Origin of the sequence: Pseudomonas defluvii, from assembly GCF_001695625.1 — a bacterium.
GTDB classification, from domain to species: Bacteria; Pseudomonadota; Gammaproteobacteria; order Pseudomonadales; family Pseudomonadaceae; genus Aquipseudomonas; species Aquipseudomonas defluvii.
The window spans coordinates 1-25,291 of sequence record NZ_MBPN01000079.1 but is presented as its reverse complement, the minus strand read 5'-3'; the positions used below and the strand labels follow the sequence as shown (position 1 = coordinate 25,291).

Genomic DNA, 25,291 nt, shown 5'->3' with positions numbered 1-25,291 from the left:
ACCAGCCAGGTCACCGCCAGGTGCTGGACCTTGGACAGGCGATCCCAGCCGAAGAAGAACAGGCCGATGAAGGTCGATTCGAGGAAGAACGCCATCAGCCCCTCGATGGCCAGCGGCGCGCCGAAGATGTCGCCGACGTAGTGGCTGTAGTAGGCCCAGTTGGTGCCGAACTGGAACTCCATGGTCAGCCCGGTGGTGACGCCGAGGGCGAAGTTGATGCCGAACAGCTTGCCCCAGAACTTGACCATGTCCTTGTAGACCTGCTTGCCGGTCATGACGTAGACCGACTCCATGATGGCAAGCAGGAAGGCCAGGCCCAGCGTCAGGGGCACGAACAGGAAGTGGTACATCGCGGTCATGGCGAATTGCAGACGCGACAGGTCGACGACGGTTTCCGAGATCATCTCGGGGTCTCCTCGGCAAGGGGGGAAGACGGTGTGGCAGGACGGGTGAACAGATGGCTGTCCAGGCGTTCGGTGCCGTTTTCAGGCAGGGTCGGTTGGTCGAACCAGATGGCCTTGATGCCGAGCAGCAGGGCCAGTTTGATCAGCAGGATCGCGGTGATTTCCCGTACCAGCGGGAGGCGCCAGGGTGATCGGGGGGCGGCTTTACTCATTTTGGTTCACCGGAGGAATCTGGGCGGCAAAAAAGTGCTTCAGTTCAACCTCACGCCCCCATCATTTACCTGCTGATAAGAATACTCGTGGGGGTATTTTAGGGTTTTGATTCGAGTCAAAGCCCTTTGCTGTTTAAGGCGAGCATCTACGGCTGTATCGGGAATTGGTATCAAGGCTCTCCTACAAGCGCATCAGTCGCTTGCAGGAAAGCCAAGCATCCGCCGGGAGCTATTCCTCAAGCAGGCTGCGCAGCATCCAGGCAGTCTTCTCGTGGACTTCCAAGCGCTGCGTGAGCAGGTCGGCAGTGGGCTGATCATCGGCCGCTGTCACCGTGGGGAAAAGCTTGCGTGCAGTGCGCGCCGTCGCTTCCTGAGCCTCCACGAGGTGGCGAACCATGTCATCCGCTTTGGGCACGCCTTCGACTTCCTTGATGGATGCCAGCTTGACGAACTCCTTGTACGTGCCCGGAGCGGGGTGCCCCAGAGCGCGAATACGCTCGGCGATCATGTCCAGTGCATTCCACTGCTCGGTGTATTGCAGCATGAACATCTGATGGAGGCCGTTGAACTGCGGGCCCGTTACGTTCCAGTGGAAATTGTGAGTCATCAGATACAGCGTGTAACTGTCTGCCAACAGGGCAGATAGGCCTTTGACGATTTTTGTGCGATCAGCGCTGCTGATGCCTATATCGATGGGCTTGATCTTCTTACTTGCCATCTTCATTTCCTTTTTTGGCTGAGTGGTGATCTGTCTGGAAAAATTTGCAGCAGGGGTGTTAGCACGAGTGAAAAATTGACCCTTGGTTTCTGCTCAGTGGAAACCGAGACGCTAGCACCTCTACTGCACTCGCTATTCAGCACAAGGCATCCTGTTTCAACCTCAGTTATTGCCTTGGGCAGGTTTTGATACCTACAAGGCTATACGCCGGGCACCAGCTCAAGGCGCCAGTGGCCAGTGGCAGCACGCCAATCCATGCCCAAATGGGGCCACCCAGTACTGCCCAGAGGATGAGCGCCACCCCAGCCAGAATGCGAATGAGCCTGTCGATACCACCTACGTTTTTCTTCATGATCGAACTCCATTAAAGACTGTTATTGGCACGGTACATCTTGAGAGGGTTCATCTTGGCGCTCCATGGCAGGCCGCTGTTCTGCCAGCCGCCTTGCAGGCGGAAACCAGCTTGCGGTCCTTCCTTGAGTGCAGGCCCCTGGAAGCCGTCGATTACATAACGCGCATTGGGAAATCCATTGGCTCGTAAGAAGTCCGCACTTGGCTTGCCGCGCTCGCTGCCGGAGCGGCACATGGTGATGATTTCGGCGTCAGCACTCAGGCCGCGCTCTTTGAGTGCTGCGCGGACTTCTTCGATGAAGCGAGGATTTTGCGTCACCTTGTAGGAGCCCCGCTCATCATCCCAAGTGGTGCGGTCCACCAGCAGGTAAGGAATATTGATGTCTACTGCATCGGTGAAGCCCACGAACATGATTTCCACCGGATCCCTGACATCGATGAACAGGAGCTTGGCCTCTCCTTGGCCCAGTTTGGCGTAGGTCTCCTGAGCACTGACACCGATGTCTGTATCAGCCAGGGCCGGCAGGCTTACAAGAGCCAGCAGCGTGGCAATGATTAGAGCTTTCATGCGTGTTCTCCTTGTCATTCGAAAGGCGGGAGCGTGGGGCGGGCGATGGGCTTACCTGCTTCTTGCCAAGCGTCGTAGCCACCCTGAATCGATCTGACCTGCAGATAACCCATATCTGCCAGGCTGCGAGCAGCCAGCGCAGCACGGCCGCTGGTCTTGCAGTACAGCATCAAATTCAGATCGCGGGCCGCCAGCTCAGGGCTATTGCTGAGCCTGAACTCCAGCAGGCCACGTGGAATGTTGATGGCACCTGGAATATGTCCTGCCTGGTACTCATCGGGTTCGCGTACATCAATCACAGCGTCAGCTTCGCGCATCAGCATTTCGGCAGCATCCAGGCTGACTTCGTCGATGTGTTGGCGGGCTTCCTCCACCAGGTCGTGTGCGGTCTTCATGGGGTTCTCCTGTCGGATGCTGTGAGTGAGTGACTGTGCTCAAGGGAGCCGTGGATCAGTTCTGGCGCCAAGGTTTTCAGAGCCTGGAACTGGCTGATGAAAACCTGCCCCCCGAAGCGATCTAGAAAGTCCGAGCGGCGCAGTTGATCCATGACCGGCCCTTTGACTTCTGACAGGTGCAGTTGTACCCCGGCGGTGTGCAGGCGCTCGGCGATAGTCTCTAGAGAGTCCAGGGCACTGGCATCGATCAAGTTGACCCCAGGGCACATCAGCACCAAATGTCGTACCTGCGGGCGGGAAGCGATCAGCTCGCTGATGCGCTCCTCCAGAAAGCGTGCGTTGGGGAAGTAGAGGCTTTCATCGACTCGCAGTGACAGCACACTGGGGGCCTCGATCACGTCAAAGCGTTGCACATTGCGAAAGTGCTCACTGCCCGGTACCAGGCCAACCACCGCCACATGAGGACGGCTGGTGCGATACAAGAACAGCAGTAGCGAGAGGCCCACACCTATGAGGATGCCAGCCTCCACGCCGATTAGCAGGACGCCGAGGAGTGTGGCCAGCTGGGCCGTGCCGTCCTGCCGAGAGTACTGCCAGGTACGCTTGAGCGAGCCCAAGTCGACCAGGCTGAGCACCGCGACGATGATGGTGGCAGCCAGCACGGCTTGGGGAAGGTCATGCAGTAACGGTGTTAGTAACAGTGCGCTGAAAGCAATTCCTGCTGCGGTGAATACCCCAGCCATAGGCGTCTGTGCACCGGCGTCATGGTTGACTACCGAGCGCGCAAAGCCTCCGGTGACTGGAAATCCACCGCTCAGTGCGGCGCCCAGATTGGCGGCACCCAGTCCCAATAGCTCGCTGTCCGGCTCGATGCGTTGGCGCTGCTTGGCAGCCAGCGTCTGGCCAACCGAAACGGACTCGACGAAGCCAACCAGGCTGATCAGCAATGCAGCCGGCAACAGCTGTAGCGCCAAGTGCAGATCTAACGAGGGTAACGTCAAGCCTGGCAGCCCCTGCGGGATTGCACCCACCACCTTGACGCCAGTCTGATCGAGCTGCAGCCCTTTGACGGCCAGGATAGCGAGGATGATCGCCAGCACAGGTCCAGCCTTGGCCAGGTTGCCGGCCGCTTGGGCAGAAAGACCCATTCTTTGCAGGAGCGGCCTTAAGCGGGCCCGAGCCCACCACAGCCAGGCCAGGCTCAGGATGCCGATCAGCAGGGTAGGCCAGTGCGTGGTTGGTAATGCCTTGAATAGAGCCGGAACCAGTTGCAGAAGGTTTTCTCCGGATACTGAGATGCCCAGCAGATGCTTGACCTGGCCAATAGCAATCAGCAGGCCGGAAGCGCTGATGAAACCCGAGATTACGGGGTGGCTGAGGAAGTTGGCGATGAAGCCCAGACGCAAAAATGCCATCAGGGTCAGGATCAGGCCGGACATCAGGGCCAGCAGGAGAGCGGCCCCTGCATAGGCAGGGCCTCCCTCAGGGAACAGTGGCTGCAGCGCGGCTGCGGTCATCAGCGAAACTACGGCCACTGGGCCGACCGCCAGAGTGCGGCTTGAACCAAACACTGCGTAGAGAAGCAGGGGCAGCAGGCTGGCGTATAGGCCGCTGACTGGTGGAAGCCCCGCGAGCATGGCGTAGGCCAGGCTCTGCGGGATCAGCATCAGTGTGACTATGAGTGCAGCCAGCCCATCCTGGGCCGCATGGGATCGATCATAATGCCGCCCCCACTCCAGGCAGGGCAGCCATTGGCTGATGCTCATTTTCGTGGTTCCTGCCCAAAGTCGCAGGCCGCAGATGCTTCCACCGGCAGAGGCTCATGGGGCAGGCGCTTGGGCTCGGCCAGCCATTCGCGCCCGCGCAGCATCATGTCGAAGTAGATGCTGGGCATCATTTTCACTTTCAGGTCCCAGGCCAAGCGGCGGGGTACCGCTGGGTCGAGCGGAAAGGTCGGTAGCAGCTTGCCGCCATAGCCAAACTCGGCCAATACGACCTTGCCGCGCTCGACCGTCAGCGGGCATGAGCCATAGCCGTCGTAAAGAGCGCGGGGCCCTTTGCCTGTCAGTATGGAGAGCACGTTCTCGGCTACTACCGGTGCCTGTTTGCGCACGGCGGCGGCGGTCTTGGCGTTGGGTGCGGCGCACACATCGCCGAGACTGAAGATATTGCCGAAGCGTGGATGGCGCAGGGTCTCATGATCAGCCTCGATCCAGCCGTCAGCATTCGCCAGTGGGCTCTGACTGATGAATTCGGGGGCACGCTGAGGGGGTACAACATGCAGCAGGTCGAAAGATTTCTCGATTTCCCGGCTGTTGCCTTGGGCGTCCACCTGCCTGAACCAGGCTTTGCGCCCCGGCCCGTCGACGGCCAGAAGGTTTGTATTGAAGTTGAGGTGGGTGCCGTAGCGCTCGACATACTGCATCAGCGGCGGCACGAAGGTGGGTACGCCGAACAGCACGGCACCGGCGGAGCAGAAGTCGACCTCAATGTTCGACAGCACACCTTGCTTCAGCCACCAGTCGCAGGAGAGATACATCGCCTTCTGGGGCGCGCCCGCGCATTTGATCGGCATGGGTGGCTGGGTGAACAGAGCTCTTCCCTGGCGCAGATTCTGTACCAGTTGCCAGGTGTAGGGGGCCAGCTCGAATTGGTAGTTCGAGGTGACGCCATGCTTGCCTAGGGTTGCCTTGAGTCCCTCGATGCCCTCCCAGTGCAGTGATAGCCCGGGGCAGACGATTAGCGTGCGGTAGCCAACGCGGTTGCCGTCTTCCAGAACAACACGCTGCTGGTCCGGCTCAAAGCCGGAAACGGCGGCTTTAATCCATTGGGCGCCGCGAGGAATGCAGCGGGCCATGGGGCGCTCCGTGCGAGCGCGGTCGAATATGCCACCGCCTACCAGGGTCAAGCCAGGCTGGTAATAGTGCTGTTCACGCGGCTCGACAATTGCTATGCGCAGGCCGGGCTCTCGTCTCAGCAAACTGGCACTGACTGCGCAACCAGCAGCGCCGCCACCTACTACCAGCACGTCATAGCGCTGGGTGGGTGTCAGGTCGGTCTTTGGCACGCTGAGGGGCGCTTTCTGCCAGCGTTCCTCCAGTCGGGGGGCGAGTCCTGTAAGGTCATAGCCAGCATCGCGGGTTGTGGCGAGTAACGTCAGTGGGTCGAGGTGATGAGCTTCGCTCAGGGCCCACAGGCTGGTTGAACGGGTGCCAGTGCGGCAGAAGGCCAGCACTGGGCCGCGCACCCTGTCGAGCAGCTCGCCAAAGGCACTGACATTATCATCGCTGATCTGACCGGAGCGAACTGGCAGGTAGTGATATTCCAGGCCGCTGGCCTCGGCTGCGGCTTGCATCTCGGCGGATGAGGGCTGGCCTTCGCCTTCACCATCCGGCCGGTTGTTGATCACGCTGCGGAATCCAGCGGCAGCTAAGGTACCCATGTCGGCCGGCTGCAGCTGGACCGCCACGGCGATGAAGGGCGTCAGACGTTTGAGCGAGTCCATGGTGTCACCTCAGAGCACGTCGAGCGGGATCTTCAGGTAGCGCGTGCCATTGTCTTCGGCAGGAGGGAGCTGGCCGGCACGCATGTTGACCTGAACCGAGGGCAGGATCAGGGTCGGCATGCCCAGCGTGGCGTCACGCTTGCTGCGCATGGCGACGAACTCCTCCTCGCTGACACCTTGGTGAACATGCACGTTGTGCGTGCGCTCCTCGGCGACCGTGGTCTCGTAGCGATAGTCATCCCGTCCAGGCGCTTTGTAGTCGTGACACATGAACAGGCGGGTTTCCCCTGGCAGACTGAACAGTTTGCGGATCGACCGGTACAGGGTATGTGCGCTGCCGCCAGGGAAGTCGCAGCGAGCAGTTCCGTAATCGGGCATGAACAGGGTATCGCCGACAAAACCGGCATCCCCAATCACATAGGTCATGCAGGCGGGAGTATGTCCTGGAGTATGCAGCGCACGCGCCTCGATACTCCCCAGTCGGAAAGTCTCACCATCCTGGAATAAGTGATCAAATTGGCTGCCGTCGGTTGCGAATTCGGTGCCCGCATTGAACAGCTTGCCGAAGGTGTTCTGCACCGTGGTGATGTTGGCGCCTATGCCTAGCTTGCCGCCTAGCTCACGCTTCAGATAAGGGGCTGCAGACAGGTGATCTGCATGCACATGGGTTTCCAGCAGCCATTGAACCTTAAGCTCTTGGCTCCGGACATGGGCGATCAGGCGATTTGCACTGGCGAAGGATGTGCGACCAGCTGCGGGATCATAGTCCAGGACGGAGTCAATGATGGCGCACTCGTGGGTGCTGGGATCACTGACCACATAGCTGTAGGTGTAGGTAGCAGGGTCAAAGAATGCTTCAACTTTGGGTTGCATGATAGCGCTCCTTTCAGATACCCCTGGGGTATGTGAGTAAGCCTATCTGTTTTCTGGTTCTATGCTTAGAACATTATCGAATATGAGATTAGGCGAAGCCTTTCCTGTGCAATAATTTTGAGATTATGTGATTGATATATAAGGATTTATATCGTTTATTGGATGACGATTGTACTGCTCGTCATCAACCCTGATGAGTCTCTAGACTTTACGTTCCTATGCCTGCTGGTGGCTGCAATGAGCATGTGATCACCTTGCGTAGGTATGACCTAGGCTTTTAGGACCATAGTCAAAATCAATACCCCAGGCAGTATAGGGATGGCCAGCTTCTGCTAGGTTGTCTTAACTCGCTTGCAGCTCTTCGACGAGTCGCAGTGAATCAAGCTGGTTCGTGCTCATGTGTCGCGAGCTGGTCTTACCTTGGAATCTGGGAGAATGAAATGGATACAAATCGTCCGAGTGCTGCGGGTCAATGTCCCGTGATGCACGGCGCCAATACCTCTTCTGGTAAGTCGAACATGGAGTGGTGGCCCAACGCTCTCAATCTCGACATCCTGCATCAGCACGACCGCAAGACGAATCCTTTCGCGCCAAGCTTTGACTACCGAGAAGAGGTCAAGAAGCTCGATGTTGCCGCCCTCAAGCGTGACCTCGTAGCACTGATGACTGATAGCCAGGACTGGTGGCCGGCGGACTGGGGGCACTATGGTGGCCTGATGATCCGCATGGCTTGGCATGCGGCGGGTACCTATCGCGTGGCTGATGGCCGCGGTGGTGCGGGATCCGGTAATCAGCGTTTCGCGCCGATCAACTCTTGGCCAGACAACGCCAACCTGGACAAAGCTCGTCGTCTGTTGTGGCCGATTAAGAAGAAGTATGGCAACAAGATCAGCTGGGCTGATCTGATCGTGTTGGCCGGCAATGTGGCCTACGAGAGTATGGGGTTGAAGACGTTCGGCTTCGCATTCGGCCGTGAGGATATCTGGCATCCCGAGCAGGATATCTATTGGGGTTCGGAGAAGGAGTGGCTGGCCCCGAGCGGCAGCGAGGGTAGTCGTTACTCTGGGGAGCGGGATCTGGAAAACCCGTTGGCAGCAGTGATGATGGGGTTGATCTATGTGAACCCAGAGGGGGTTGACGGCAAACCCGACCCTCTAAAGACCGCGCATGACGTGCGAATCACCTTCGCCCGCATGGCGATGAATGACGAAGAAACCGTCGCACTCACCGCTGGGGGTCATACCGTGGGCAAATGCCACGGTAATGGCAACGCTGCGAATCTCGGGCCGGCACCGGAGGGTGCAGACCTGGAAGAGCAAGGGCTTGGCTGGAACAACCACAAAACCCGTGGAATTGGGCGTGACACCGTGACCAGCGGCATCGAGGGCGCCTGGACCACTCATCCGACCACTTGGGATAACGGCTATTTCTACCTGTTGCTCAACTATGACTGGGAGCTGAAGAAGAGCCCTGCTGGCGCGTGGCAGTGGGAGCCGATCAACATCAAGGAAGAAGACAAGCCGGTGGATGTAGAAGATCCGAGTATCCGCTACAACCCGATCATGACCGATGCAGATATGGCCATGAAGATGGATCCGGAGTATCGCAAGATTTCCGAGCGCTTCTACAAGAATCCCGCCTACTTCAGCGACGTGTTTGCACGAGCTTGGTTCAAGCTGACTCATCGCGATATGGGGCCGAAAAGCCGCTACATCGGCCCGGAAATTCCGCAAGAGGACCTGATCTGGCAAGACCCAGTACCTGCTGGTCGCACTGACTATGATGTGGCTGCCGTCAAGGCCAAGATCGCGGCGTCTGGCCTTTCGATCGGCGACATGGTCTGTACGGCCTGGGACAGCGCTCGAACCTTCCGTGGGTCGGATATGCGGGGTGGCGCGAACGGTGCTCGTATCCGTCTGGCGCCGCAGAAAGACTGGGAGGGTAATGAGCCGGCACGCCTTGCCCGAGTGCTAGGGGTTCTCCAAGGAATTGCCGACGAGAATGGGGTCAGTGTCGCTGATGTGATTGTTCTCGCGGGCAATCTGGGGGTTGAGCAGGCCGCCAAGGCTGCCGGTTTTGCCATTACTGTCCCGTTCACACCTGGGCGTGGTGACGCCACGCAAGACATGACGGATGTCGAGTCTTTTGAAGTGCTTGAGCCCTTGCATGACGGCTTCCGCAACTGGCTGAAGAAGGACTATGTGGTCAGTGCCGAAGAGATGCTGCTGGATCGAGCCCAGTTGATGGGGCTGACAGCTCCGGAAATGACGGCATTGATCGGTGGTATGCGAGTCCTTGGTACCAACCATGGAGGTAGTCAGCATGGCGTATTTACCAGTCGTGTCGGGCAGTTGACCAATGACTTCTTCGTCAATTTGACTGATATGGCCAACACATGGGCGCCTGCAGGCCGGAATCTCTATGAGGTTCGTGATCGCAAGAGTGGCGCGCTCAAGTGGACTGCCAGCCGAGTGGATTTGGTCTTCGGATCCAACTCGATACTGCGTTCGTACGCCGAGGTTTATGCCCAAGACGATAACCGTCAAAAGTTCGTGCAGGACTTTGTTGCCGCCTGGGCCAAGGTGATGAATGCTGATCGCTTTGACATCGCTTAATCTCGTGAGCTGAGAAAAGCCCAGCCGATGACGGCTGGGCTTTATTTATTTCCGAGGTGGGGCTCAGCCCTTAGCAGGACAGTTATTCGGTGAAGATTCTCTTGGATGGTTCCCAAGACTTCTTTTTGGTTGGAAGCCGTGATGATCTGCGTACGTCTTAGGATGTCCGCTGTGATTGCTGGAGCCCACACATGCGCAAGCAGAAGGTTGCCATCGTCGGTGGCGGCTTAGCCGGTGTTTATGCTGCCTACCGCCTAGACCACGCTGGGATCGACTTTGATCTATTTGAGGCTCGCAGTCGTCTGGGAGGGCGTATCCACTCGACTAAGACTGGTTTGGATCTGGGGCCAACCTGGTTTTGGCCTGACTTCCAACCCCGTATGCACGAACTAGTGGCTGAACTGGGTTTAGACACATTCGCTCAGCACGAACACGGTGATGCGTTGCTAGAGCAAGGGCTTGGTCAGGTATCGCGCCGCCAGGGTTATCGTTCGGGTAATACTGCAATGCGAATCGAAGGCGGTACGACTCGTCTGATCACGACACTGACTGCCAGCTTGCCCGCCAGTCGAATCCGTCTCAGCACCGAGGTGGTCGCAGCCTACCTTGATGAGAACGGAGCAGCATTGCGTCTAGGCGCCGATCATCCCGAGTTGCATTCGTACAGCCACATTTGGCTGGCTATACCTCCTCGCCTCACGCGCCGCATTGCCTTAACTCCGGCGCTGTCAGATCACAGCCTCAGGCGCCTGTGCTCGGTTCCAACCTGGATGGCGGCGCATGCCAAATATGTCGCGCGCTACTCACATCCGTTCTGGCGCGAACAAGGGCTATCGGGTGATGCTTTCAGCTCCGTTGGCCCGCTCGGGGAAATCCACGATGCAAGCAATGGTGAAACATCGGCGCTGTTTGGTTTCTTCGCCATCGGCGCTGCACAGCGTGGGCGGATCGGTGAAGCGGAACTCCTCAATCTATGCCGGGCGCAGTTGATCCGCCTATTCGGCGACGAGGCAGACACACCTTTGGAGGATTGGATTCAGGACTGGGCCGCAGAACCGTTCACTGCTACAGCAGAAGACCAAACGCCTCCCCGCTGGCATAGCCTCCATGACTTAACAAATGCGGTTGGTCACCCTTGGGGTGGCCGACTAGCTCTGATCGGGAGCGAAGCTGGCGGCGAGCATGGAGGTTATATGGAAGGGGCATTGCTGGCAGTAAATGCAGCCTTGAGCCGGGTACTAGAGGCCCTCCTAGGAGACGATACTGAGTGACCGCTTCTGGCCGACTCTATGAATGGTTGCCGAGCTCACTGAGCAACTGGTTGACCTGCATACTGCTCTGCTCCATGTCGTTTACTGCGCGCAGGACCTTGTTCCAGTCCTGGCTTTGGGCGGCATGCAGAGCCTCATGGGCGGCATCGTGTATCAGTCGGTGCGGTTGTTCCAACTGTTGGTAGCTGCGTAGACGGCCATAGAGAGCCTGGGTATCGCTGTTTTCGCACCACTGCCCGAGTCGGCAAGTGTGGTGGTCACTAAGTTGAGTGTTGCTGTCGTGCTTGAACAGGCGCTGATAGACGGACAGCTTGAATAGCAGGTGGTCGAGTTTGACGGATTCGCAGAAAGAGCCGAGGGCAATACCCTCGATCAGTTGGTTCATGTGCTCGCCGAGCACCACCATTTCATCAAGAGTCTGAGCTGAGCTGGAGACATCGCCAGCCAGGCGCGAGGCTTCCTCTGAGAGGGTACCGATGGAACGGCTGGCGGTTTCGGTTTCCTGATTGATCGAGCCGACAAGCTGGCTGATTTCCTGGGTGGCCTGGGAAGTGCGCTGGGCCAGGGCGCGTACCTCGTCGGCAACCACGGCGAAACCGCGACCTTGTTCACCGGCCCGGGCAGCTTCAATGGCAGCGTTAAGAGCCAGCAGGTTGGTCTGGTCGGAAATTGCTTTGATTAGCTCGACGATGCGGCTGATCTCGCTGACCCGCTGACGCAGAAGTTCGACGCTCTGCACGCTGCTGATGCCCTGCTCGGCCATGATGCCGAGAGAGCTGGAGAAGCCGCCGAGCAGCGCCGAGGTTTGCTCGAAGACACCACTGTGCTGGCGCAGCTTGTCAACTTCACCATGCAGTCGGTTGGCTTGAGTCACAACACCATCACGGGTTTGTGACAGCGAGTCCTCGAACTGATCCAGTCTACTGTGCAGCTGGCTTTGGTATCGATTCTGTACATTCAGGTCTGTCAATTCTTGTTGATTCGACTGCTGCAGGCTACGCAAGGCCTCAAGCTCTTGCTGCATTGTGCGCTTTTCCCGCTCAAGCTGACTGACTTGTTGTTGCAGTGCTTCACTGCGCATGCGCCACTTGCGGTCGAACATGGTTTGACTCCGAGAATTCGATAGGCCGTTTCTACTTATCGCCTGTGACCTGTAGAACTTAAGGCTTAGCCTGCCAAACGTGCCTGTGAGTCGCCTCTGACTTTCTAGACTCATTCGAATGGCTGCTTCTGGCCGACTCCTGCCTGTTACGACAGACTCAATGCGGCCAATTGCGGACGTTCAACGACGCGCAATTAGCGCAATATCCATACTGACGCAGCGAGCTTGGCTAACCAGATGAAGGAGCCATCCGGTTATTTCGTTCTGTTCTCGCCGCGTTTTAGATATCTCGAAGGACGTTAATAGCCAGAGTCATGCATTCTTCTTTTGCAGACTTTTCAGGCGCAGAGTTGCGCGTTGTACTGCGGCCATCTTCTCTGGGCGTTTCATGCGTTTCCATTTTCTAATGTCTTCTTTGGTGCGCCCACAACTCAGGCACAGCTCGCCACTTAGCTGGCAGACGGAAATACATGGATTATCGATGTCTTTAGCCACGCTTTAATTCCTGGCCAGGTGGTTGTGCGCCAGCCGTTGCTGCCAGTTACCTGCTTCAACGCGCTGGCACTGCTCTTCACTGTCGAAAGCCAGATGAGCAGACACCGCGCTGACGCTAATGTCTGCGTTGCTAAACGCCTCGGCGGTGAGTTCAGCCATGCGTTCGCCTTGGCCATTGGCGAGAGCCCGATCTCTATTGGCCTGGGTGTCGAAAACCCAAGTCACCATCAGGCTGGCGGGAAAGTTCTGGTAGTCCACCCGGTGGGTCAGCCAGGCAAAACCCACTATTTCCGCTTGGCCTGCCTCGCAGGCCTGCGTCAGGCAAGCAATCAGCAGACGCTCTCTGGCGGCTTGCTCGCGTTTACTCAAAAGCATGTGTTGATCCTTGATATGTAGCGTTTCAGGCCATTGGCATAATGCCGACAAAGCCTTCTGCTGTACCGATCACCAGGCGCGAGCCGTCCGGCGCAAATGCCATGCTCGTTACTGCGCCATTGCCCGGCGGTTTGATCATCACGGCGCGTTCTGTGGTGGCGCTTTCATCGAGTTCGGCAATCAGCACCAGGCCGTCCTCATAGCCGACGCCGACCAGTGGCAGCTTCGGGTCACCGGCCACTGCGCTTACCAAACCATTCTCACGAAAGGCCAAAGTAATCGGCGCTTCGCCCATCGGCCCGCTGCGTTTCTTGAATGGCCAGCAGGCCACGCAATCCCCGGCATTGGTGGCGAGCCAGCGTCCGCCGTGGAGCCAGGACCAGGATTTTACCCGGGTGCTGTAGCCGCTCATGTGCAGGTCTTGCGGCTCTTTCAGACGCCAACCCCGTAGGCAGTTCTCCTGCATGCTGGTTAGCACGAAACGAGCATCTGGGCTCCAGGTCACCGCCAGGTGTGAGCCGGCCCACTTGAGGATTTTCGCTTTGGCATCGCTGACCAGCGTCCAATGCACACTGACCCCGCCGTAATGCGCGACGGCGAGTTGACGCCCATCGGGGGAAAAGCTTAAGCCGCCAATGCTGCTGGGATGCTCAAGGGTCAGGCTGCTGCGGTCGGGTTTGATCAGGTGCAGCTGTTTGCCCGCCGAGCAGGCCACCAAGCCATTGCTATGGCTGTGTACATGCTCGATCCAGCGACCCGGGTAATGGCCGAGCTGCTCGATGCTGCCGTCCACCGATATGGCCAGAAAACGCCCGTCATCACCTCCGCTGAGAAACCCTTGGCCAGGTGCCGCGCAGAGACTCAGACAGGCGCCGGTATGGGCGGCAATGGTCACTGGCGGCTGGCCGTCGCCGGGGACGATATACAGGCTGCCGTCACCCAAGGCAAAGGCAAGATTAGCGGCGTCATCGAAGCAGCAGACCACCACGTAGTCTGGCAGTTGCCAGACTCTGCCCAGCTCTTCGATAAACGACTGGGTTTTAGCCATGGTTCAACACCTGGCAGCTGGCAAAGCCTTCGCGCAGGGCCGCTTCATCGAGATTGCGGCCGATAAATACCAGGCGGCTCTGGCGTTGCTCGTCGCTGCCCCAGGGTTGCGTCAGGGCTCCGTCGGCCAGCATATGCACGCCCTGGAACACATAGCGCTGATCACTGCCGTACAGGTCGAGGATGCCCTTGCAGCGCAGAATGTCGGTGCCTTGGGTGCTCAGCAGCGTGCCGATCCAGTCATCGAATTTGTCGCCATTGAGGGGCGTGTCGGTGGTCAGCGAAACGCTTTTCACCGCGTCGTCATGCTCGTGGGCATGGTCTTCCGTGAGAAAGCCGGGCTCGATGGACATGATCCGTTCCAGATCGAAGGAGCCGAGGTCGAGCAGCTGATCCAGCGGAACATCGCAATGATTGCTGTGCAGGATCTTGGCAAACGAATTGATGCCGGCGATGCGCTGTTTCAGCTCGGCAAGCTGCTCTGCACTTACCAGATCGACCTTATTCAGCAGCACGACATCGGCGAAGGCGATCTGCTCGGCGGCTTCCGGGCTATTGGCCAGCTGGCTGGGAAGGTGTAGGGCATCGACGACGGTCACCACGGCATCCAGCGCGGTTTTCTCGCGCACTTCGTCATCGACAAAGAAGGTCTGTGCCACGGGAGCAGGGTCGGCCAGGCCGGTGGTTTCCAAAATGATCGCGTCAAAACGGTTAAGACGCTTCATCAGGCCCGAGATGATGCGAATCAAATCGCCGCGTACGGTGCAACATATGCAGCCATTGTTCATCTCGAACACTTCTTCATCGGCACCCACCACCAGGTCGTTGTCGATGCCCAGTTCGCCGAACTCATTTACGATCACGGCATAGCGTTTGCCGTGTTGCTCGGAAAGGATGCGATTCAGCAGCGTGGTCTTACCCGCGCCCAAATAGCCGGTCAGAACTGTCACTGGGACTTTGCGCATGAAGGTGTCTCCTAAGTATTTGTTGTTATGTTATACCTTTTCTATTCCCAATTTAGTCCCATGTGTCTCTGTGTTACGAGCTGTTACGTAGCGTCTTGATCTAGCCGCTTGAATCGATGAATGGCAGGGCAATTGATCGCGCCGAACCCTCGCACGACCTAACCTTGCAGGCTGGGTAACAATCGAAAGAGGCGCTGAACATGGGTACTTGCACGCAACACCCCGACCATAGTCATCAGCACAAGGATGGATGCGGCCATACGGCGATTGAGCACGATGGTCACGTTGATTACCTGCACGACGGCCACCTGCACCATATGCATGGCGATCATGTCGACGAGCACAGCCTGGCGGTGAACCCCCACAACCCCGAGCGCTGCACGTCAAACCATAAGTGCGCCGGCCACGCCGCCGATCATGTGCACGGCCCAGGCTGCGGCCATGAGCCGGTGCCGCATGGTGACCATGTCGATTATCTGGTCGATGGCCATCTGCACCACCCGCACGGTGACCACTGCGATGACCATGGCCCGGTGACCGTTAGAAGCTGATATCAGGCTGGCCGGCGATTGATAAAGGCCTCGCCGGCCAGCAGCCAGCGCCGGCTCGTATAGCTGCGGACGGTGCACTCTCGAACTTGAACAGCTTGCGAATCAGCATGGCGGCTCCTGGCCGGTCATACGTGCCTCGCTGCTAAGCCGCTCGACCAACTCAGCCAGCGCCAGGCTGCCGAGGTTATCGCCAGCGCGGCTGCGTAGGGTGACGCGGCCTTCGGCCTTTTCCTGCTCGCCGATCACCAGCAGATAAGGCACTTTCTGCAGGGTCGCTTCGCGGATCTTGTAGCCGATCTTCTCGTTGCGCAGATCGGCGGCGGCGCGCAGTCCGGCGCGCTTGAGGCTGGCGAGTACTCGGCGGGCGTAGTCGTTCTGCCCTTCGGATATGGTCAGTACGGCGGCCTGCTGCGGCGCCAGCCACAGCGGGAACAGGCCGCTGTACTGCTCAATCAGAATGCCGGTAAAGCGCTCCAGCGAGCCGAACAGCGCGCGGTGCAGCATCACCGGGCGTTCGCGTTCGCCCTGCTCGTTGATGTAGCTGATATCGAAACGTTCCGGCAGGTTGAGGTCCACCTGCAAGGTGCCGCACTGCCAGTCGCGGCCGATGGCATCGCGCAGTACAAACTCCAGCTTTGGTCCGTAGAACGCGCCTTCGCCAGGGTTGAGCTGGTAGTCGATATTAATCCGTTGCAACGCGCCGGACAGTGCGCCTTCCAGCTGATCCCAGGTTTCGTCGCTGCCGATGCGGTTGGCCGGGCGGGTGGACAGCTTCACCGCCACTTCGTTGAAACCGAAGTCACGGTAGATGGCGAACACCAGGGCGATGGTGTCGGCGCATTCCTGTTCCATTTGCGCGGCGGTGCAGAAGATATGCGCGTCGTCCTGGGTGAAGTGGCGCACGCGGAGCAGGCCGTGCAGCGCGCCGGAGGGTTCGTAGCGGTGCACCTTGCCGAACTCGGCCATGCGCAGCGGCAGGTCGCGGTAGCTCTTTAGGCCACGGGCGTAGAGCGCCACCGCGCCGGGGCAGTTCATCGGTTTGAGGGCGAACACGCGCTCGTCCTCGGTGGTGGTGGTGAACATGGCCTCGCGGTAGTTGAACCAGTGTCCGGAGGTTTCCCACAGGCTGCGGCCCATCACGTCCGGGGTGTTGACCTCGACATAACCGGCGGCGTCCTGCTGCTGGCGCATGTAGTTGATCAGCTGCTGGAACAGCGTCCAGCCCTTGGGGTGCCAGAACACCGAGCCGGGGGCGCAGTCGTCGAAGTGGAACAGGTCGAGCTGGGCGCCGAGCTTGCGGTGGTCGCGCTTGCCGGCTTCTTCCAGGCGGGTGAGGTAGGCCTTGAGTTCTTTCGGCGTCCCCCAGCAGGTGCCGTAGATGCGTTGCAGCGCGGCGTTTTTCGCGTCGCCGCGCCAGTAGGCACCGGCCACTTTGGTCAGTTTGAAGGCTTGCAGCAGGCCGGTGCGCGGGATGTGCGGGCCACGGCAAAGGTCTTCGAAATCGCCCTGGCGGTACAGTGACAGCACCTCGTCGGCAGGAATGTCGCGGATCAGCTCGGCCTTGTAGTGCTCGCCCTGCGCCTCGAAGTGGGCGATGGCTTCGTCACGTGGCAGCTCGCGGCGGCTGACCGGCAGATCGGCGGCGGCCAGCTCGGTCATGCGCGTTTCGATGCGCTCGAGATCGTCCGGGGTAAAGGGCCGCTCGAAGGCAAAGTCGTAGAAAAAGCCATCTTCGATCACCGGGCCGATGGTCACCTGAGCGCTCGGGTAGAGCTGCTTCACGGCCATGGCCAGCAGGTGCGCGCAGGAGTGGCGCAGCAACGCCAGACCTTCGCTGTCGCGGGCGGTGATCAGGCTGAGTTGGGCGTCGTGGTCGATCAGTGCGCTGGTGTCGACCAGTTGGCCATCGAGGCGGCCAGCCAATGCGGCCTTGGCCAGGCCGGCGCCGATATCGGCTGCCACCTCTGCCACGCTTAGCGGTTGGGAATAATGACGTTGGCTGCCGTCGGGCAGTGTGATGCTGGGCATATCGGTTCTCTAATCACGGGTAAAGGATAGGCGAGGTCAGCCGCGTCTATAGCGCAGCGGCAAGCCCTCGCACTCGTCATGCACCTGCCCGTTGTGCCAGGCCAGTTGGCCGGAAACGATGGTGGTGCGCACTGCATGGCGGAAGGCGCGGCCCTTGAAGGGTGTCCAGCCGCAGTGGGCGAGCGTTGGGTCGGCTTCCACTGGGCGCGGTTCGCGCAGGCGTTCGATCAGTGTCAGGTCGGCCCAGTAGCCTTCGCGCAGGTAGCCGCGTTGCTCGATGGCAAAGCGCTGCGCTACGACATGGCTGGTTTTCTCGACCAAGGTGGTCAGGGGCAGCAGGCCGTCGGCCACCAGTTCCAGTCGGGCGGGCAGGGCGTGTTGCACCAGCGGCAGGCCGGACGGGGCTTGCAGGTAGGGGCGCTGTTTTTCTTCCAGGGTGTGCGGGGCGTGGTCGGTGCCGATGATGTCCAACCGCCCACACAGCAGGGCCTGGCGCAGGGCATCGCGGTCGGCCTGGGTCTTGATCGCCGGGTTGCACTTGATCAGGTGGCCGAGCGCCGCGTAGTCGCGGTCATCGAAGTACAGGTGGTGCGCGCAGACTTCGGCGGTGATCTGCTTGCCGGCCAGCGGGCCTGGCTGGAACAGGCTCAGTTCGCGGGCCGTGGTGATGTGCAGCACGTGCAACTGAGTGCCGTAGCGCCGGGCCAGGCTGACGGCGAGGCTGGAGGACTGGTAGCAGGCTTCGGCATCGCGGATCAGCGGATGCTGGTCGGCCGGAATCGCCTCGGCATAGCGATTAAGCCACTGCAGTTCGCGTTCGCGGATGCGCGGCGTGTGTTCGCAGTGGGTGAGGAGGATGGTCGGGCAATCGCGGAACAGCCGTTCCAGCGAGGGCAGGTCATCGACCAGCATGTTGCCGGTGCTGGCCCCCATAAACACTTTCACCGCTGCCACGCGGTTGGGGTCGAGCGCGGCGACGATGTCGAGGTTCTCGTGGCTGACGCCAAAGTGGAATCCGAAGTTGGTTTTCGAGCAGTTGGCGGCGCGCCGCTCTTTGGCTTTCAACGCCTCCAGGTTAAGGGTCGCCGGGTTGGTGTTGGGCATGTCCATCACGCTGGTGATGCCGCCGGCCACGGCCGCCCGCGATTCCGTGGCGAAGCTGCCCTTGTGCGGCGCACCGGGGTCACGGAAATGCACCTGGTCGTCGATCATCCCCGGCAGCAGGTACTGGCCAGCGGCGTCGATTTCGAGGTCGGTATTGCGCCCACCAATGCTGCTGGCGATCTGCTCGATACGGCCATTACGCACCCAGACATCGGCGTCGATTTCGCGGCCTTCATTAACCAGGCGGGCGTTGCGGATAACTAAGCTGCTCATGCTCAGAACTCGTTCTGCAAAGCTTTGTAGCCGCGCACTAAATCGATATTGGTACGCGCCACGTCTTCCGAGAATTCGCTGGCCGAGACGCTGACGCGCGGCAGGCTGGCCAGGTCGGTTTTCGGCCCGATGCGCTGGGTGGAGGTGACATGAAAGCCGGCCGGCAGGTCGCAACCGTCGACCACCGCGTTATGCCGCACCACGCAGCCGTCGCCGACGGTGCAGTTGAACAGCACGCTGTTGAAGCCGATAAACACCCGATTACCGACCTGGCAGGGGCCGTGGATGATTGAGCGGTGTGCAATGGAGGTGTGCTCGCCGATGGTCACTGCCGCGCCGGACTTGGAGTGGATGACCACGCCGTCCTGGATATTGGAGTTAGCGCAGATGACGATCGGTTGCATATCACCGGTTTCGTCCACCTCGTCGGCGCGAATCACCGCATAGGGGCCGACGAAGACGTTGTCATGAATGATCACCTTGCCGCAGATGATCGCGGTTTTATCCACGTAGGCGGAATCGGCAATGACCGGCAGGTGACCGGAAGGGTTTTTGCGGATCATGGCGTTTGCTCTGTAGGTGGGTTGGGCGCTGGCACCGGGTCGTAACCGCCGGGATGCCAGGGGTGACAGCGCAGCAGGCGACGCGCTGCCAGCCAGCTGCCGCGCAGGGCGCCATGGCGTTCAACCGCCTCGATGGCGTAGTGCGAACAACTCGGATGAAAACGGCAACGCGGCCCCAACAGCGGGCTGATCAGGTACTGATAAAAGCGCACCAGGCCAATCAGTAGGTGCTTCATTGCGGCACGCTGATCACGCACAACCGTTGATCGCGAATGGCGTTGTAGAAGCAGCTGGGCCGGCCGGTGTGGCAGGCCGGCCCTTGCTGATCGACCCTGAGCAGCATGGCATCGCCATCACAGTCCAGGCGCGCTTCGATCAGCCGCTGGCGGTGGCCGCTTGTTTCGCCCTTGCGCCACAGCTGGTGGCGCGAGCGTGACCAGTAGCAGACCTGGCCTGTGCTCAGGGTTTCTTCCAGGGCGGTGCGGTTTATCCAGGCCAGCATCAGCACCTCGCCGCTGTCGTGCTGCTGGGCGATGGCGGCGATCAGGCCGTCGGCATTCCAGGGCATGGCGTCTAGCACCTCGGCCAGCGGGCGGCTGTCGCCGATCCCTGACTGCTCCAGTTCAAGCCACAGGCTCATGGCTTCAGGGCGACCATCAGGGTGTCGAGGTTGTGCTTGAACATGCCGAGGTAGGTGTTGGCTGGGGCATGGCTGGCCAATGCATCGGAGTAGAGGGTGCCACCCACCGTAGCGCCGGCTTCTTCGGCAATTTGCTGGATCAGTCGGGGGTCGCGGATATTTTCCACGAACACCGCACGCACCCCTTCATCGCGCAGTTGGCGGATCAACGCAGCCACTTCGGCGGCCGAAGGTTCGTCATGGGTGGTGAGGCCTTGCGGCGCGATAAACTTCAGCTGCCAGGCTTGGCCCAGGTAACCAAACGCATCGTGACTGGTCACCACTTTGCGTTGGCTGGCGGGCAAGCTGGCGAAGCGGGCATTGGCCTCTTGGAGCAGTGCGTGCATGCGCGTCAGGTAAGCATCGCGACGGGCTGCATATTCTTGGGCATGGGCCGGATCAACTTCACCCAACGCCTTGGCGATGTTACGCACATAGACTTCAGCGTTGCTCAGGCTCTGCCAGGCATGCGGATCAGGTACTTGCTCGCCTTCGTCGTCCAGCATCAATGGCAGCACCCCAGCGCTGGCGTTAATGCGTTTAGCGCTTGGTTCAGTGCTCTCCAACAGACGCTCCAGCCAGGGTTCGAAGCCCAGGCCGTTGGCGATAATCAGGTCCGCCTTGAGCAGTGCCTTGGCATTGTCGGGGCTGGGTTCGTAGACATGGGCATCGGCGTCAGCGCCTACAAAATTGGTAAGTTCGATCCGCTCACCGCCAATCTCTTGGGTCAGGTCGGCGAGGATGCTGAAACTGGTGACCACCTGAATTTTCTCTGCCGCCTGTAACGACAAGGGCAGCAACAGGGCCAAAGCAACAAGCAGGTTACGCATTGGGAATACCTCAAACAGTTGTGGGTAAGGGGGATGTACGCAACAGGCCGTGAACAGGCCCCGTCACGACCGAAAACACATAGAACGCACCGGCCAGCAGCACGATGCACGGCCCGCTGGGCAAGCTGGCGTAGTAGGACAGGAGCAGCCCCAACCACACGCAAGTCGCACCGAATAGCGCGGCAAGCAGCAACAGAATCGGTAATTGGCGGCTCCAAAAACGTGCTGCGGCGGCGGGTAGCATCATCAGGCCGACGACCATCAGTGCACCGATGGCCTGAAAGCCAATGACCAGGTTGAGTACCACCAAGGTCAGGAACAGCCCGTGAGCCAGCGGGCCAAAGCGGCTGATGCTGCGCATAAACAGGGGGTCCAGGCTGTCCAGGGCCAGGGCGCGATAGATCAAGGCGAGCAGCAACAGGCTGAGCAACGACGTGCCGAGCATGCCGGTCAAGGTGGTGGCGTCTACGGCCAACGCTGAGCCGAATAGCAGGTGCATCAGGTCCAGTTTGCGCCCGGCCAGGCCGAGCAAAAGCACGCCGCTGGCCAGGGATATCGGATAGAGCGCCGCTAGGCTGGCGTCTTCACGTAAACCGGTACGGCGGCTGACCCATGCTGCCAGCCCGGCCATACTCAAGCCTGCGGCCAGCCCGCCAAGGGTCAGCGCCGGTAGGCTCAAGCCAAACAACCAGAATGCCAGGGCTGTACCGGGCAGGATGCCGTGGGCGATGGCGTCACCGATCAGACTCATGCGCCGCAGAATTAGGAACACGCCCAGCGGTCCAGCACTGCAGGCCAGGGCCATGCCGCCGAACAGGGCTCGGCGCATAAAAGCGAACTCGACGAAGGGCGTCCAGAGTACGTCCAGGCTCAAGCAACCAGCTCCAGCGCATGACGAGTGCCGATGAATTGGCGGATCGGTGCGGCAATACAACCACTGCGCGAAACCAGCAGGGCGTTGTCGAGTTTCTGGCTCAAGCTGGCAAGGTTATGGCTGACCAGGACCAAGGTTTTACCTTGCTGCTGCCAGCGCTCGATGTGCTGCCAGAGCAGCTGTTGGCCCTGCTCATCCAGCGCCGCTTCGGGTTCGTCGAGCAGCAGCACTTGCGCGTCTGTCAGGCTCAGTCGTGCCAACAACGCTCTTTGCAACTCGCCGCCGGATAACGCTTGCAGGTTCTGCTTTTCTAACTCAAGCAGACCCCAGTCGAGTAACGCCTGCTGCAGGCGTGACTGGCGCTCGTTACGGCTCATGCGGCTGCGCCAAAACCCCGCACTGACCAGTTCCGCCAGGCGTATCGGGAACTGCCGATCCAGGGCCTGCTGCTGTGGCAGGTAGGTGATGCCGCCCAGCCGTGGCACGCTCACATCGACTCGCCCACGCAGGGGTTGATTCAGCCCCGCAAAAACCTTGAGCAGGCTGCTCTTGCCAGAGCCGTTGCTGCCGATCACTGCGGTTAGGCTGCCCGTAGTCAGGTGCAGATCAAGAGGCGGGGTAAGCGGTTGGCCGCTACTGCCCCACTGTAGTCCGTGGCACTGGATCATCCCTGCCACCCCCAATTCCACTCGCTTTCGGCAACCGCATCATGGGCATGCAGGCTTTCCATGTGCACCACGCGCACGTGGAAACCCAGCAGATCCACTTCCTCAAGCAGCGCCAGATGAATGCGCCTGGCGGCATCCTCACAGAACATTGTGTTTTGTCCGTTGGCCAGGGCAAATGCCTGCTCATCAATGCGCTTCACCGCCGTCTGCAATGCAGTCCCCAGAGCGGCTTCAGCGCGCTCCAACAGTGCCAGCAAGGGCAGCTCGATATGTCTAGGGGCGAGACTTACCTGCAGCGTGGCTACGCTGCGTTGGCTGTGCGGAGTCGCCACGATGCCGTGCGAGCCTCCCAGCCAATCGTGCACTTGCGCATGCTGCAGTTCCTTACCGGCAAAGTCCTCGATGAACTGATTTTGTATCAATTGCCGCGCAAGCGCCGCTGAGCAAGGACACGTTGAGGAATAGCCGATCTCCAGCTTCAGCGTCACGCGGGAGTCTTGCGCATCACGACTCGCATTCACTTCGAAAGGGTAGGCTTTCCATCCGCCCAGCTGGCTCAGTAGGGCCGGGCGTTTGAAAAGCGCATCAGCCTTTAGCCGTAAGGAGGCGGTCTTGGACAGATCGCAATGGCTATCGAGAAAATGGCCTAGCACCTCATCAAGCAGAGGTGCAGTCAGCTCCTGCTGCTCAAGCCTTTCCAGCGCCAAGTACAGGCGCGACATATGGATACCACGAACATCCGGGCTGTCCAGGCTGACGCCAGCATCTATGTATGCGGTTACGCGCTGTTCGGCGAGTCGCACGGGCAAGGCTATCCCCTGCATGCCAACCCATTTCAGGGGGATGCCTTGCTCGGAGCGGGTCTGGCTTGCGACATCAGGTAGTACGAGGGCGTTCATAAGCCACAGCATCCTAAATGTTATAATGTAACATTTAGGAATCTTACCTTACCTTTGGCAACCGCAACAGCATGAATAGACGATACTGAACCTGGCAGGGCCTTCTTCTTACATAGGCGTAGAGCATCGCCGCTATGGAAAAGAGAGAAACACCGGCTCTGTATCGATAAAGAGGGTGATCAGCCAAGGGCAGGCAACCATAGTGGCCGACCGCGCCTTGATAGACACGGACAGCGCCGCATATCTGGTTTGAACCTGAGTCTGCCTGTATGAACGTATAGGCTTTCATGCCAACGCCACGGGCGACTATCAGACCCTGGCTGGTTTCGTTATCAGCCTGCTATACCGACTGCCGGTCAAGGGCGATCAGATCGTATTCGAGGACTGGCAGCTTAAGGTTGCCGACATTCAGTAACGCAGAGTTCCCCGTGTGTTGATGCACCGAGCCTGATAAAAAGTTTCGAAGTCCTCACTCAGTTTGTGTCGGCCACAATCCCGTGCTTCGTTTGCGCCCCGGCATGTCCGGGGCTTTTTATGTCAGGACGCATACTTAAACTTGACGTTGCTTAATGGCTGCTTTTGGCCGTCCTGAGCCAGTCGCATCAGGCAGGAGTCGGCCAGAGGCGGTTATCGAGCATCTACGAAATCAGGGCATATTCGGAAGCACTGAGTTCGACCATCTATAGTCCATGCCTCACGCCGCTCGGAAGCCGCCTCTCGGGCTGGGCGTAGATTTACTCTGTACAGCAAAAACTCATTATGAGGCTAGGCCCATGCTGGCGACACAAGACCCTTTCGAAGAAGCTGAACAACTTCAGCAGCAGCGCGGACACTGGATAACGGCAGGTGTGGAAACCAGAGCTTTTTGGCCCAAGCGGGCACAAGTTCTCTCCTTCGAGGGTATACGGTTCTTGCTCCAGCCCGCAGAGCGCGGTGAACGCGGGGACACTCTACCCGCTATCGCGCTTCGTACCGATGGTCTAGGCCTGACTGACCACCAGTGCAGGGCAGTAATCATGCGGCTCGCAACCGCCATAGCTTGGCGTGAAGATCAAAAAGTAGAGCTGGTCATGTGGGGCGGTGGGAGTTCTCCTTTCCGATTAGGTATGTCACGAAACAATGCGATTACGGACTACCTTCCAGCTGACAACCTTTGCGCACCTGTTAGTGACGAGGCACGCAAAGCGTTGGCTTATTATCGGGAAGGCCTGTCCATAGATAACCCCTTCTACTCGTTTCTGGGGTTCTACAAGGCCTTCAGTCGGTCATTGCCCAATGGGAGGGAACGCGGGCCCTGGATCGCCGCAACGCTACCGCGGCTAACCGACAGGAAGGCCATCGAACGAAGAAGTGAATTGATTCGAGCAGGCGAGGACATTTCGACCTATGTAGCCAACCAAGGTCGTCACGCGATCGCTCATGCTGAGCGGGATGACATTGTTGATCCTGACGATCCCTCCGACCATCAGCGCATCATCCAGGACCTTCCTCTCATGCGCCATTTGGCTGAGATTGCCATGGAGGAACGTCTTGAAATTACCCGACCTGGCGCTTACGAGAGAGACCACCTCTATGAGCTTGCAGGCTTCAGGGAGCTCTTCAACGATGTCGAGCTGGAAGCACTTCGACGTGGAGCGTTGGCGCCAGGCGAGAAGTACGAAGGTCCGGAGCACTACTTCGTCCTAGCCCGTAAGCAAGGCAAATTCTTTCCGTTGGGGAAAATGAAAATGTCAGGGGGCGGGCTACTCGAAGGGAAGCTGGTTATTGATCTCGAAAGTGAGAGCCAGAACGTCCTCGTTCGAATAACGCTCGATTTCGTTAACGAGCGCTTACTGTTCGATCCATTACGGGCTCTTCGCATTTAAGGGTGTAGAAAAAATCTGACCGGCTGGAAAAGGAGTCGAGGATCTTAGAAAATGTAAGCTC

The 25,291-nt window shown here is 59.2% G+C and carries 28 protein-coding genes and 1 pseudogene; 5 read left to right on the top strand and 24 right to left on the bottom strand.

All coding sequences use genetic code 11. The features are described 5' to 3' along the window. The 9 genes from EKA13_RS19185 to EKA13_RS19145 form a co-directional block, all read right to left on the bottom strand. Positions 1-404 (bottom strand): cytochrome ubiquinol oxidase subunit I (locus EKA13_RS19185; RefSeq protein WP_176717452.1); only part of this gene is annotated, 404 nt, incomplete at its 3' end. Next, a complete protein-coding gene (gene cydP, locus EKA13_RS19180; RefSeq protein ID WP_065760880.1) occupies positions 401-616 on the bottom strand; it encodes a cytochrome oxidase putative small subunit CydP in 216 nt (71 codons plus the stop codon). The genes EKA13_RS19185 and cydP, both read right to left, overlap by 4 nt. Positions 617-845: 229 nt before the next feature. Next, the gene (locus EKA13_RS19175) at positions 846-1,334 is read right to left on the bottom strand and encodes a Dps family protein (protein WP_100250148.1); all 489 of its coding nucleotides are present in this window, start codon (positions 1,332-1,334) and stop codon (positions 846-848) included. A gap of 166 nt (positions 1,335-1,500) precedes the next feature. Next, positions 1,501-1,686 carry a YgaP family membrane protein gene (locus EKA13_RS19170; RefSeq protein WP_065760879.1) on the bottom strand — a complete coding sequence of 62 codons (186 nt, stop codon included), beginning with the start codon at positions 1,684-1,686 and terminating at the stop codon, positions 1,501-1,503. A gap of 12 nt (positions 1,687-1,698) precedes the next feature. Continuing rightward, positions 1,699-2,253, bottom strand: coding sequence for a rhodanese-like domain-containing protein (locus EKA13_RS19165; protein ID WP_065760878.1), 555 nt, complete (start codon positions 2,251-2,253; stop codon positions 1,699-1,701). A gap of 14 nt (positions 2,254-2,267) precedes the next feature. Continuing rightward, a complete protein-coding gene (locus tag EKA13_RS19160; protein ID WP_065760877.1) occupies positions 2,268-2,648 on the bottom strand; it encodes a rhodanese-like domain-containing protein in 381 nt (126 codons plus the stop codon). Further along, positions 2,645-4,414, bottom strand: coding sequence for a SulP family inorganic anion transporter (locus tag EKA13_RS19155; RefSeq protein WP_065760876.1), 1,770 nt, complete (start codon positions 4,412-4,414; stop codon positions 2,645-2,647). The genes EKA13_RS19160 and EKA13_RS19155 overlap by 4 nt, the downstream gene beginning before the upstream one ends. After that, positions 4,411-6,153 (bottom strand): bifunctional protein tyrosine phosphatase family protein/NAD(P)/FAD-dependent oxidoreductase, encoded by a 1,743-nt coding sequence (locus EKA13_RS19150; protein ID WP_065760875.1) that lies wholly within the window; start codon positions 6,151-6,153, stop codon positions 4,411-4,413. Before EKA13_RS19150 ends, EKA13_RS19155 begins: the two co-directional genes overlap by 4 nt. A 9-nt stretch (positions 6,154-6,162) precedes the next feature. After that, the gene (locus EKA13_RS19145) at positions 6,163-7,026 is read right to left on the bottom strand and encodes an MBL fold metallo-hydrolase (protein ID WP_065760874.1); all 864 of its coding nucleotides are present in this window, start codon (positions 7,024-7,026) and stop codon (positions 6,163-6,165) included. A 440-nt stretch (positions 7,027-7,466) separates the two neighbouring features. Between EKA13_RS19145 and katG the strand changes: the two genes are divergently transcribed. Together katG and EKA13_RS19135 are read left to right on the top strand one after the other, a co-directional pair. Next, positions 7,467-9,641, top strand: coding sequence for a catalase/peroxidase HPI (gene katG, locus EKA13_RS19140; RefSeq protein ID WP_065760873.1), 2,175 nt, complete (start codon positions 7,467-7,469; stop codon positions 9,639-9,641). Positions 9,642-9,832: 191 nt separating this feature from the next. Beyond that, positions 9,833-10,912, top strand: a complete 1,080-nt coding sequence (locus EKA13_RS19135; protein WP_065760872.1) for a flavin monoamine oxidase family protein — start codon at positions 9,833-9,835, stop codon at positions 10,910-10,912. Between the two features lie 16 nt (positions 10,913-10,928). Here the strand turns inward: EKA13_RS19135 and EKA13_RS28940 are convergent, their stop codons facing one another. From EKA13_RS28940 to EKA13_RS19110, 6 genes and pseudogenes are all read right to left on the bottom strand, one after another. Further along, positions 10,929-11,297 (bottom strand): CZB domain-containing protein, encoded by a 369-nt coding sequence (locus EKA13_RS28940; protein ID WP_371917246.1) that lies wholly within the window; start codon positions 11,295-11,297, stop codon positions 10,929-10,931. Between the two features lie 24 nt (positions 11,298-11,321). Next, a pseudogene (locus EKA13_RS28935) lies at positions 11,322-11,597 on the bottom strand (methyl-accepting chemotaxis protein); the annotation flags it as partial. Between the two features lie 729 nt (positions 11,598-12,326). Further along, complete coding sequence (locus EKA13_RS19125) at positions 12,327-12,509, bottom strand: DUF1289 domain-containing protein (RefSeq protein ID WP_083199848.1); 183 nt, start codon at positions 12,507-12,509, stop codon at positions 12,327-12,329. A 3-nt stretch (positions 12,510-12,512) separates the two neighbouring features. Continuing rightward, positions 12,513-12,884: a hypothetical protein gene (locus EKA13_RS19120; RefSeq protein ID WP_065760870.1), complete on the bottom strand. Its 372-nt coding sequence runs from the start codon at positions 12,882-12,884 to the stop codon at positions 12,513-12,515. Positions 12,885-12,909: 25 nt separating this feature from the next. Beyond that, positions 12,910-13,932, bottom strand: a complete 1,023-nt coding sequence (locus EKA13_RS19115) for a WD40 repeat domain-containing protein (RefSeq protein ID WP_065760869.1) — start codon at positions 13,930-13,932, stop codon at positions 12,910-12,912. Then, complete coding sequence (locus EKA13_RS19110) at positions 13,925-14,896, bottom strand: CobW family GTP-binding protein (RefSeq protein ID WP_065760868.1); 972 nt, start codon at positions 14,894-14,896, stop codon at positions 13,925-13,927. Before EKA13_RS19110 ends, EKA13_RS19115 begins: the two co-directional genes overlap by 8 nt. A 200-nt stretch (positions 14,897-15,096) precedes the next feature. Between EKA13_RS19110 and EKA13_RS19105 the strand changes: the two genes are divergently transcribed. Beyond that, complete coding sequence (locus EKA13_RS19105; RefSeq protein ID WP_083199847.1) at positions 15,097-15,447, top strand: hypothetical protein; 351 nt, start codon at positions 15,097-15,099, stop codon at positions 15,445-15,447. Between the two features lie 102 nt (positions 15,448-15,549). Here EKA13_RS19105 and thrS read toward each other — a convergent pair whose 3' ends face one another. The 9 genes from thrS to folE2 are packed head-to-tail and all read right to left on the bottom strand — an operon-like array spanning position 15,550 to position 23,365. Further along, positions 15,550-17,475, bottom strand: a complete 1,926-nt coding sequence (gene thrS, locus EKA13_RS19100; RefSeq protein WP_065760867.1) for a threonine--tRNA ligase — start codon at positions 17,473-17,475, stop codon at positions 15,550-15,552. Between the two features lie 36 nt (positions 17,476-17,511). Further along, the gene (locus EKA13_RS19095; protein ID WP_065760866.1) at positions 17,512-18,852 is read right to left on the bottom strand and encodes a dihydroorotase; all 1,341 of its coding nucleotides are present in this window, start codon (positions 18,850-18,852) and stop codon (positions 17,512-17,514) included. A 2-nt stretch (positions 18,853-18,854) separates the two neighbouring features. Beyond that, positions 18,855-19,415 carry a gamma carbonic anhydrase family protein gene (locus EKA13_RS19090; protein WP_065760865.1) on the bottom strand — a complete coding sequence of 187 codons (561 nt, stop codon included), beginning with the start codon at positions 19,413-19,415 and terminating at the stop codon, positions 18,855-18,857. Then, positions 19,412-19,651 (bottom strand): membrane protein insertion efficiency factor YidD, encoded by a 240-nt coding sequence (gene yidD / locus EKA13_RS19085; protein WP_065760864.1) that lies wholly within the window; start codon positions 19,649-19,651, stop codon positions 19,412-19,414. The genes EKA13_RS19090 and yidD overlap by 4 nt, the downstream gene beginning before the upstream one ends. Further along, positions 19,648-20,055, bottom strand: coding sequence for a phosphoribosyl-AMP cyclohydrolase (gene hisI / locus EKA13_RS19080; protein ID WP_065760863.1), 408 nt, complete (start codon positions 20,053-20,055; stop codon positions 19,648-19,650). Before hisI ends, yidD begins: the two co-directional genes overlap by 4 nt. After that, entirely contained in the window at positions 20,052-20,924 is an 873-nt protein-coding gene (locus EKA13_RS19075) for a metal ABC transporter substrate-binding protein (RefSeq protein WP_065760862.1), read from the bottom strand. Before EKA13_RS19075 ends, hisI begins: the two co-directional genes overlap by 4 nt. Before the next feature lie 10 nt (positions 20,925-20,934). Then, the gene (locus EKA13_RS19070) at positions 20,935-21,753 is read right to left on the bottom strand and encodes a metal ABC transporter permease (protein WP_176717453.1); all 819 of its coding nucleotides are present in this window, start codon (positions 21,751-21,753) and stop codon (positions 20,935-20,937) included. A gap of 41 nt (positions 21,754-21,794) precedes the next feature. Next, on the bottom strand, positions 21,795-22,466 hold the full coding sequence (locus EKA13_RS19065; protein WP_065760860.1) for a metal ABC transporter ATP-binding protein: 672 nt from the start codon (positions 22,464-22,466) through the stop codon (positions 21,795-21,797). Further along, positions 22,463-23,365, bottom strand: coding sequence for a GTP cyclohydrolase FolE2 (folE2, locus tag EKA13_RS19060; RefSeq protein ID WP_065760859.1), 903 nt, complete (start codon positions 23,363-23,365; stop codon positions 22,463-22,465). The genes EKA13_RS19065 and folE2 overlap by 4 nt, the downstream gene beginning before the upstream one ends. A 265-nt stretch (positions 23,366-23,630) precedes the next feature. Here folE2 and EKA13_RS19055 point away from each other — a divergent pair, with 265 nt between their 5' ends. Together EKA13_RS19055 and mauJ are read left to right on the top strand one after the other, a co-directional pair. Then, positions 23,631-23,780, top strand: a complete 150-nt coding sequence (locus EKA13_RS19055) for a transporter associated domain-containing protein (RefSeq protein ID WP_083199850.1) — start codon at positions 23,631-23,633, stop codon at positions 23,778-23,780. Between the two features lie 601 nt (positions 23,781-24,381). Further along, entirely contained in the window at positions 24,382-25,230 is an 849-nt protein-coding gene (gene mauJ, locus EKA13_RS19050) for a methylamine utilization protein MauJ (RefSeq protein WP_125862948.1), read from the top strand. Positions 25,231-25,291 lie beyond the last annotated feature (61 nt).

Excerpts from the sequence above, each read along its gene's own strand:
- cydP (WP_065760880.1), bottom strand. The coding sequence starts at position 616 with ATGAGTAAAGCCGCCCCCCGATCACCCTGGCGCCTCCCGCTGGTACGG.
- EKA13_RS19175 (WP_100250148.1), bottom strand. The coding sequence starts at position 1,334 with ATGGCAAGTAAGAAGATCAAGCCCATCGATATAGGCATCAGCAGCGCT.
- EKA13_RS19170 (WP_065760879.1), bottom strand. The coding sequence starts at position 1,686 with ATGAAGAAAAACGTAGGTGGTATCGACAGGCTCATTCGCATTCTGGCT.
- EKA13_RS19165 (WP_065760878.1), bottom strand. The coding sequence starts at position 2,253 with ATGAAAGCTCTAATCATTGCCACGCTGCTGGCTCTTGTAAGCCTGCCG.
- EKA13_RS19160 (WP_065760877.1), bottom strand. The coding sequence starts at position 2,648 with ATGAAGACCGCACACGACCTGGTGGAGGAAGCCCGCCAACACATCGAC.
- EKA13_RS19155 (WP_065760876.1), bottom strand. The coding sequence starts at position 4,414 with ATGAGCATCAGCCAATGGCTGCCCTGCCTGGAGTGGGGGCGGCATTAT.
- EKA13_RS19150 (WP_065760875.1), bottom strand. The coding sequence starts at position 6,153 with ATGGACTCGCTCAAACGTCTGACGCCCTTCATCGCCGTGGCGGTCCAG.
- EKA13_RS19145 (WP_065760874.1), bottom strand. The coding sequence starts at position 7,026 with ATGCAACCCAAAGTTGAAGCATTCTTTGACCCTGCTACCTACACCTAC.
- katG (WP_065760873.1), top strand. The coding sequence starts at position 7,467 with ATGGATACAAATCGTCCGAGTGCTGCGGGTCAATGTCCCGTGATGCAC.
- EKA13_RS19135 (WP_065760872.1), top strand. The coding sequence starts at position 9,833 with ATGCGCAAGCAGAAGGTTGCCATCGTCGGTGGCGGCTTAGCCGGTGTT.
- EKA13_RS28940 (WP_371917246.1), bottom strand. The coding sequence starts at position 11,297 with ATGAACCAACTGATCGAGGGTATTGCCCTCGGCTCTTTCTGCGAATCC.
- EKA13_RS19120 (WP_065760870.1), bottom strand. The coding sequence starts at position 12,884 with ATGCTTTTGAGTAAACGCGAGCAAGCCGCCAGAGAGCGTCTGCTGATT.
- EKA13_RS19115 (WP_065760869.1), bottom strand. The coding sequence starts at position 13,932 with ATGGCTAAAACCCAGTCGTTTATCGAAGAGCTGGGCAGAGTCTGGCAA.
- EKA13_RS19110 (WP_065760868.1), bottom strand. The coding sequence starts at position 14,896 with ATGCGCAAAGTCCCAGTGACAGTTCTGACCGGCTATTTGGGCGCGGGT.
- EKA13_RS19105 (WP_083199847.1), top strand. The coding sequence starts at position 15,097 with ATGGGTACTTGCACGCAACACCCCGACCATAGTCATCAGCACAAGGAT.
- thrS (WP_065760867.1), bottom strand. The coding sequence starts at position 17,475 with ATGCCCAGCATCACACTGCCCGACGGCAGCCAACGTCATTATTCCCAA.
- EKA13_RS19095 (WP_065760866.1), bottom strand. The coding sequence starts at position 18,852 with ATGAGCAGCTTAGTTATCCGCAACGCCCGCCTGGTTAATGAAGGCCGC.
- EKA13_RS19090 (WP_065760865.1), bottom strand. The coding sequence starts at position 19,415 with ATGATCCGCAAAAACCCTTCCGGTCACCTGCCGGTCATTGCCGATTCC.
- yidD (WP_065760864.1), bottom strand. The coding sequence starts at position 19,651 with ATGAAGCACCTACTGATTGGCCTGGTGCGCTTTTATCAGTACCTGATC.
- hisI (WP_065760863.1), bottom strand. The coding sequence starts at position 20,055 with ATGAGCCTGTGGCTTGAACTGGAGCAGTCAGGGATCGGCGACAGCCGC.
- EKA13_RS19075 (WP_065760862.1), bottom strand. The coding sequence starts at position 20,924 with ATGCGTAACCTGCTTGTTGCTTTGGCCCTGTTGCTGCCCTTGTCGTTA.
- EKA13_RS19070 (WP_176717453.1), bottom strand. The coding sequence starts at position 21,753 with ATGCGCCGAGCCCTGTTCGGCGGCATGGCCCTGGCCTGCAGTGCTGGA.
- EKA13_RS19065 (WP_065760860.1), bottom strand. The coding sequence starts at position 22,466 with ATGATCCAGTGCCACGGACTACAGTGGGGCAGTAGCGGCCAACCGCTT.
- folE2 (WP_065760859.1), bottom strand. The coding sequence starts at position 23,365 with ATGAACGCCCTCGTACTACCTGATGTCGCAAGCCAGACCCGCTCCGAG.
- mauJ (WP_125862948.1), top strand. The coding sequence starts at position 24,382 with ATGCGGCTCGCAACCGCCATAGCTTGGCGTGAAGATCAAAAAGTAGAG.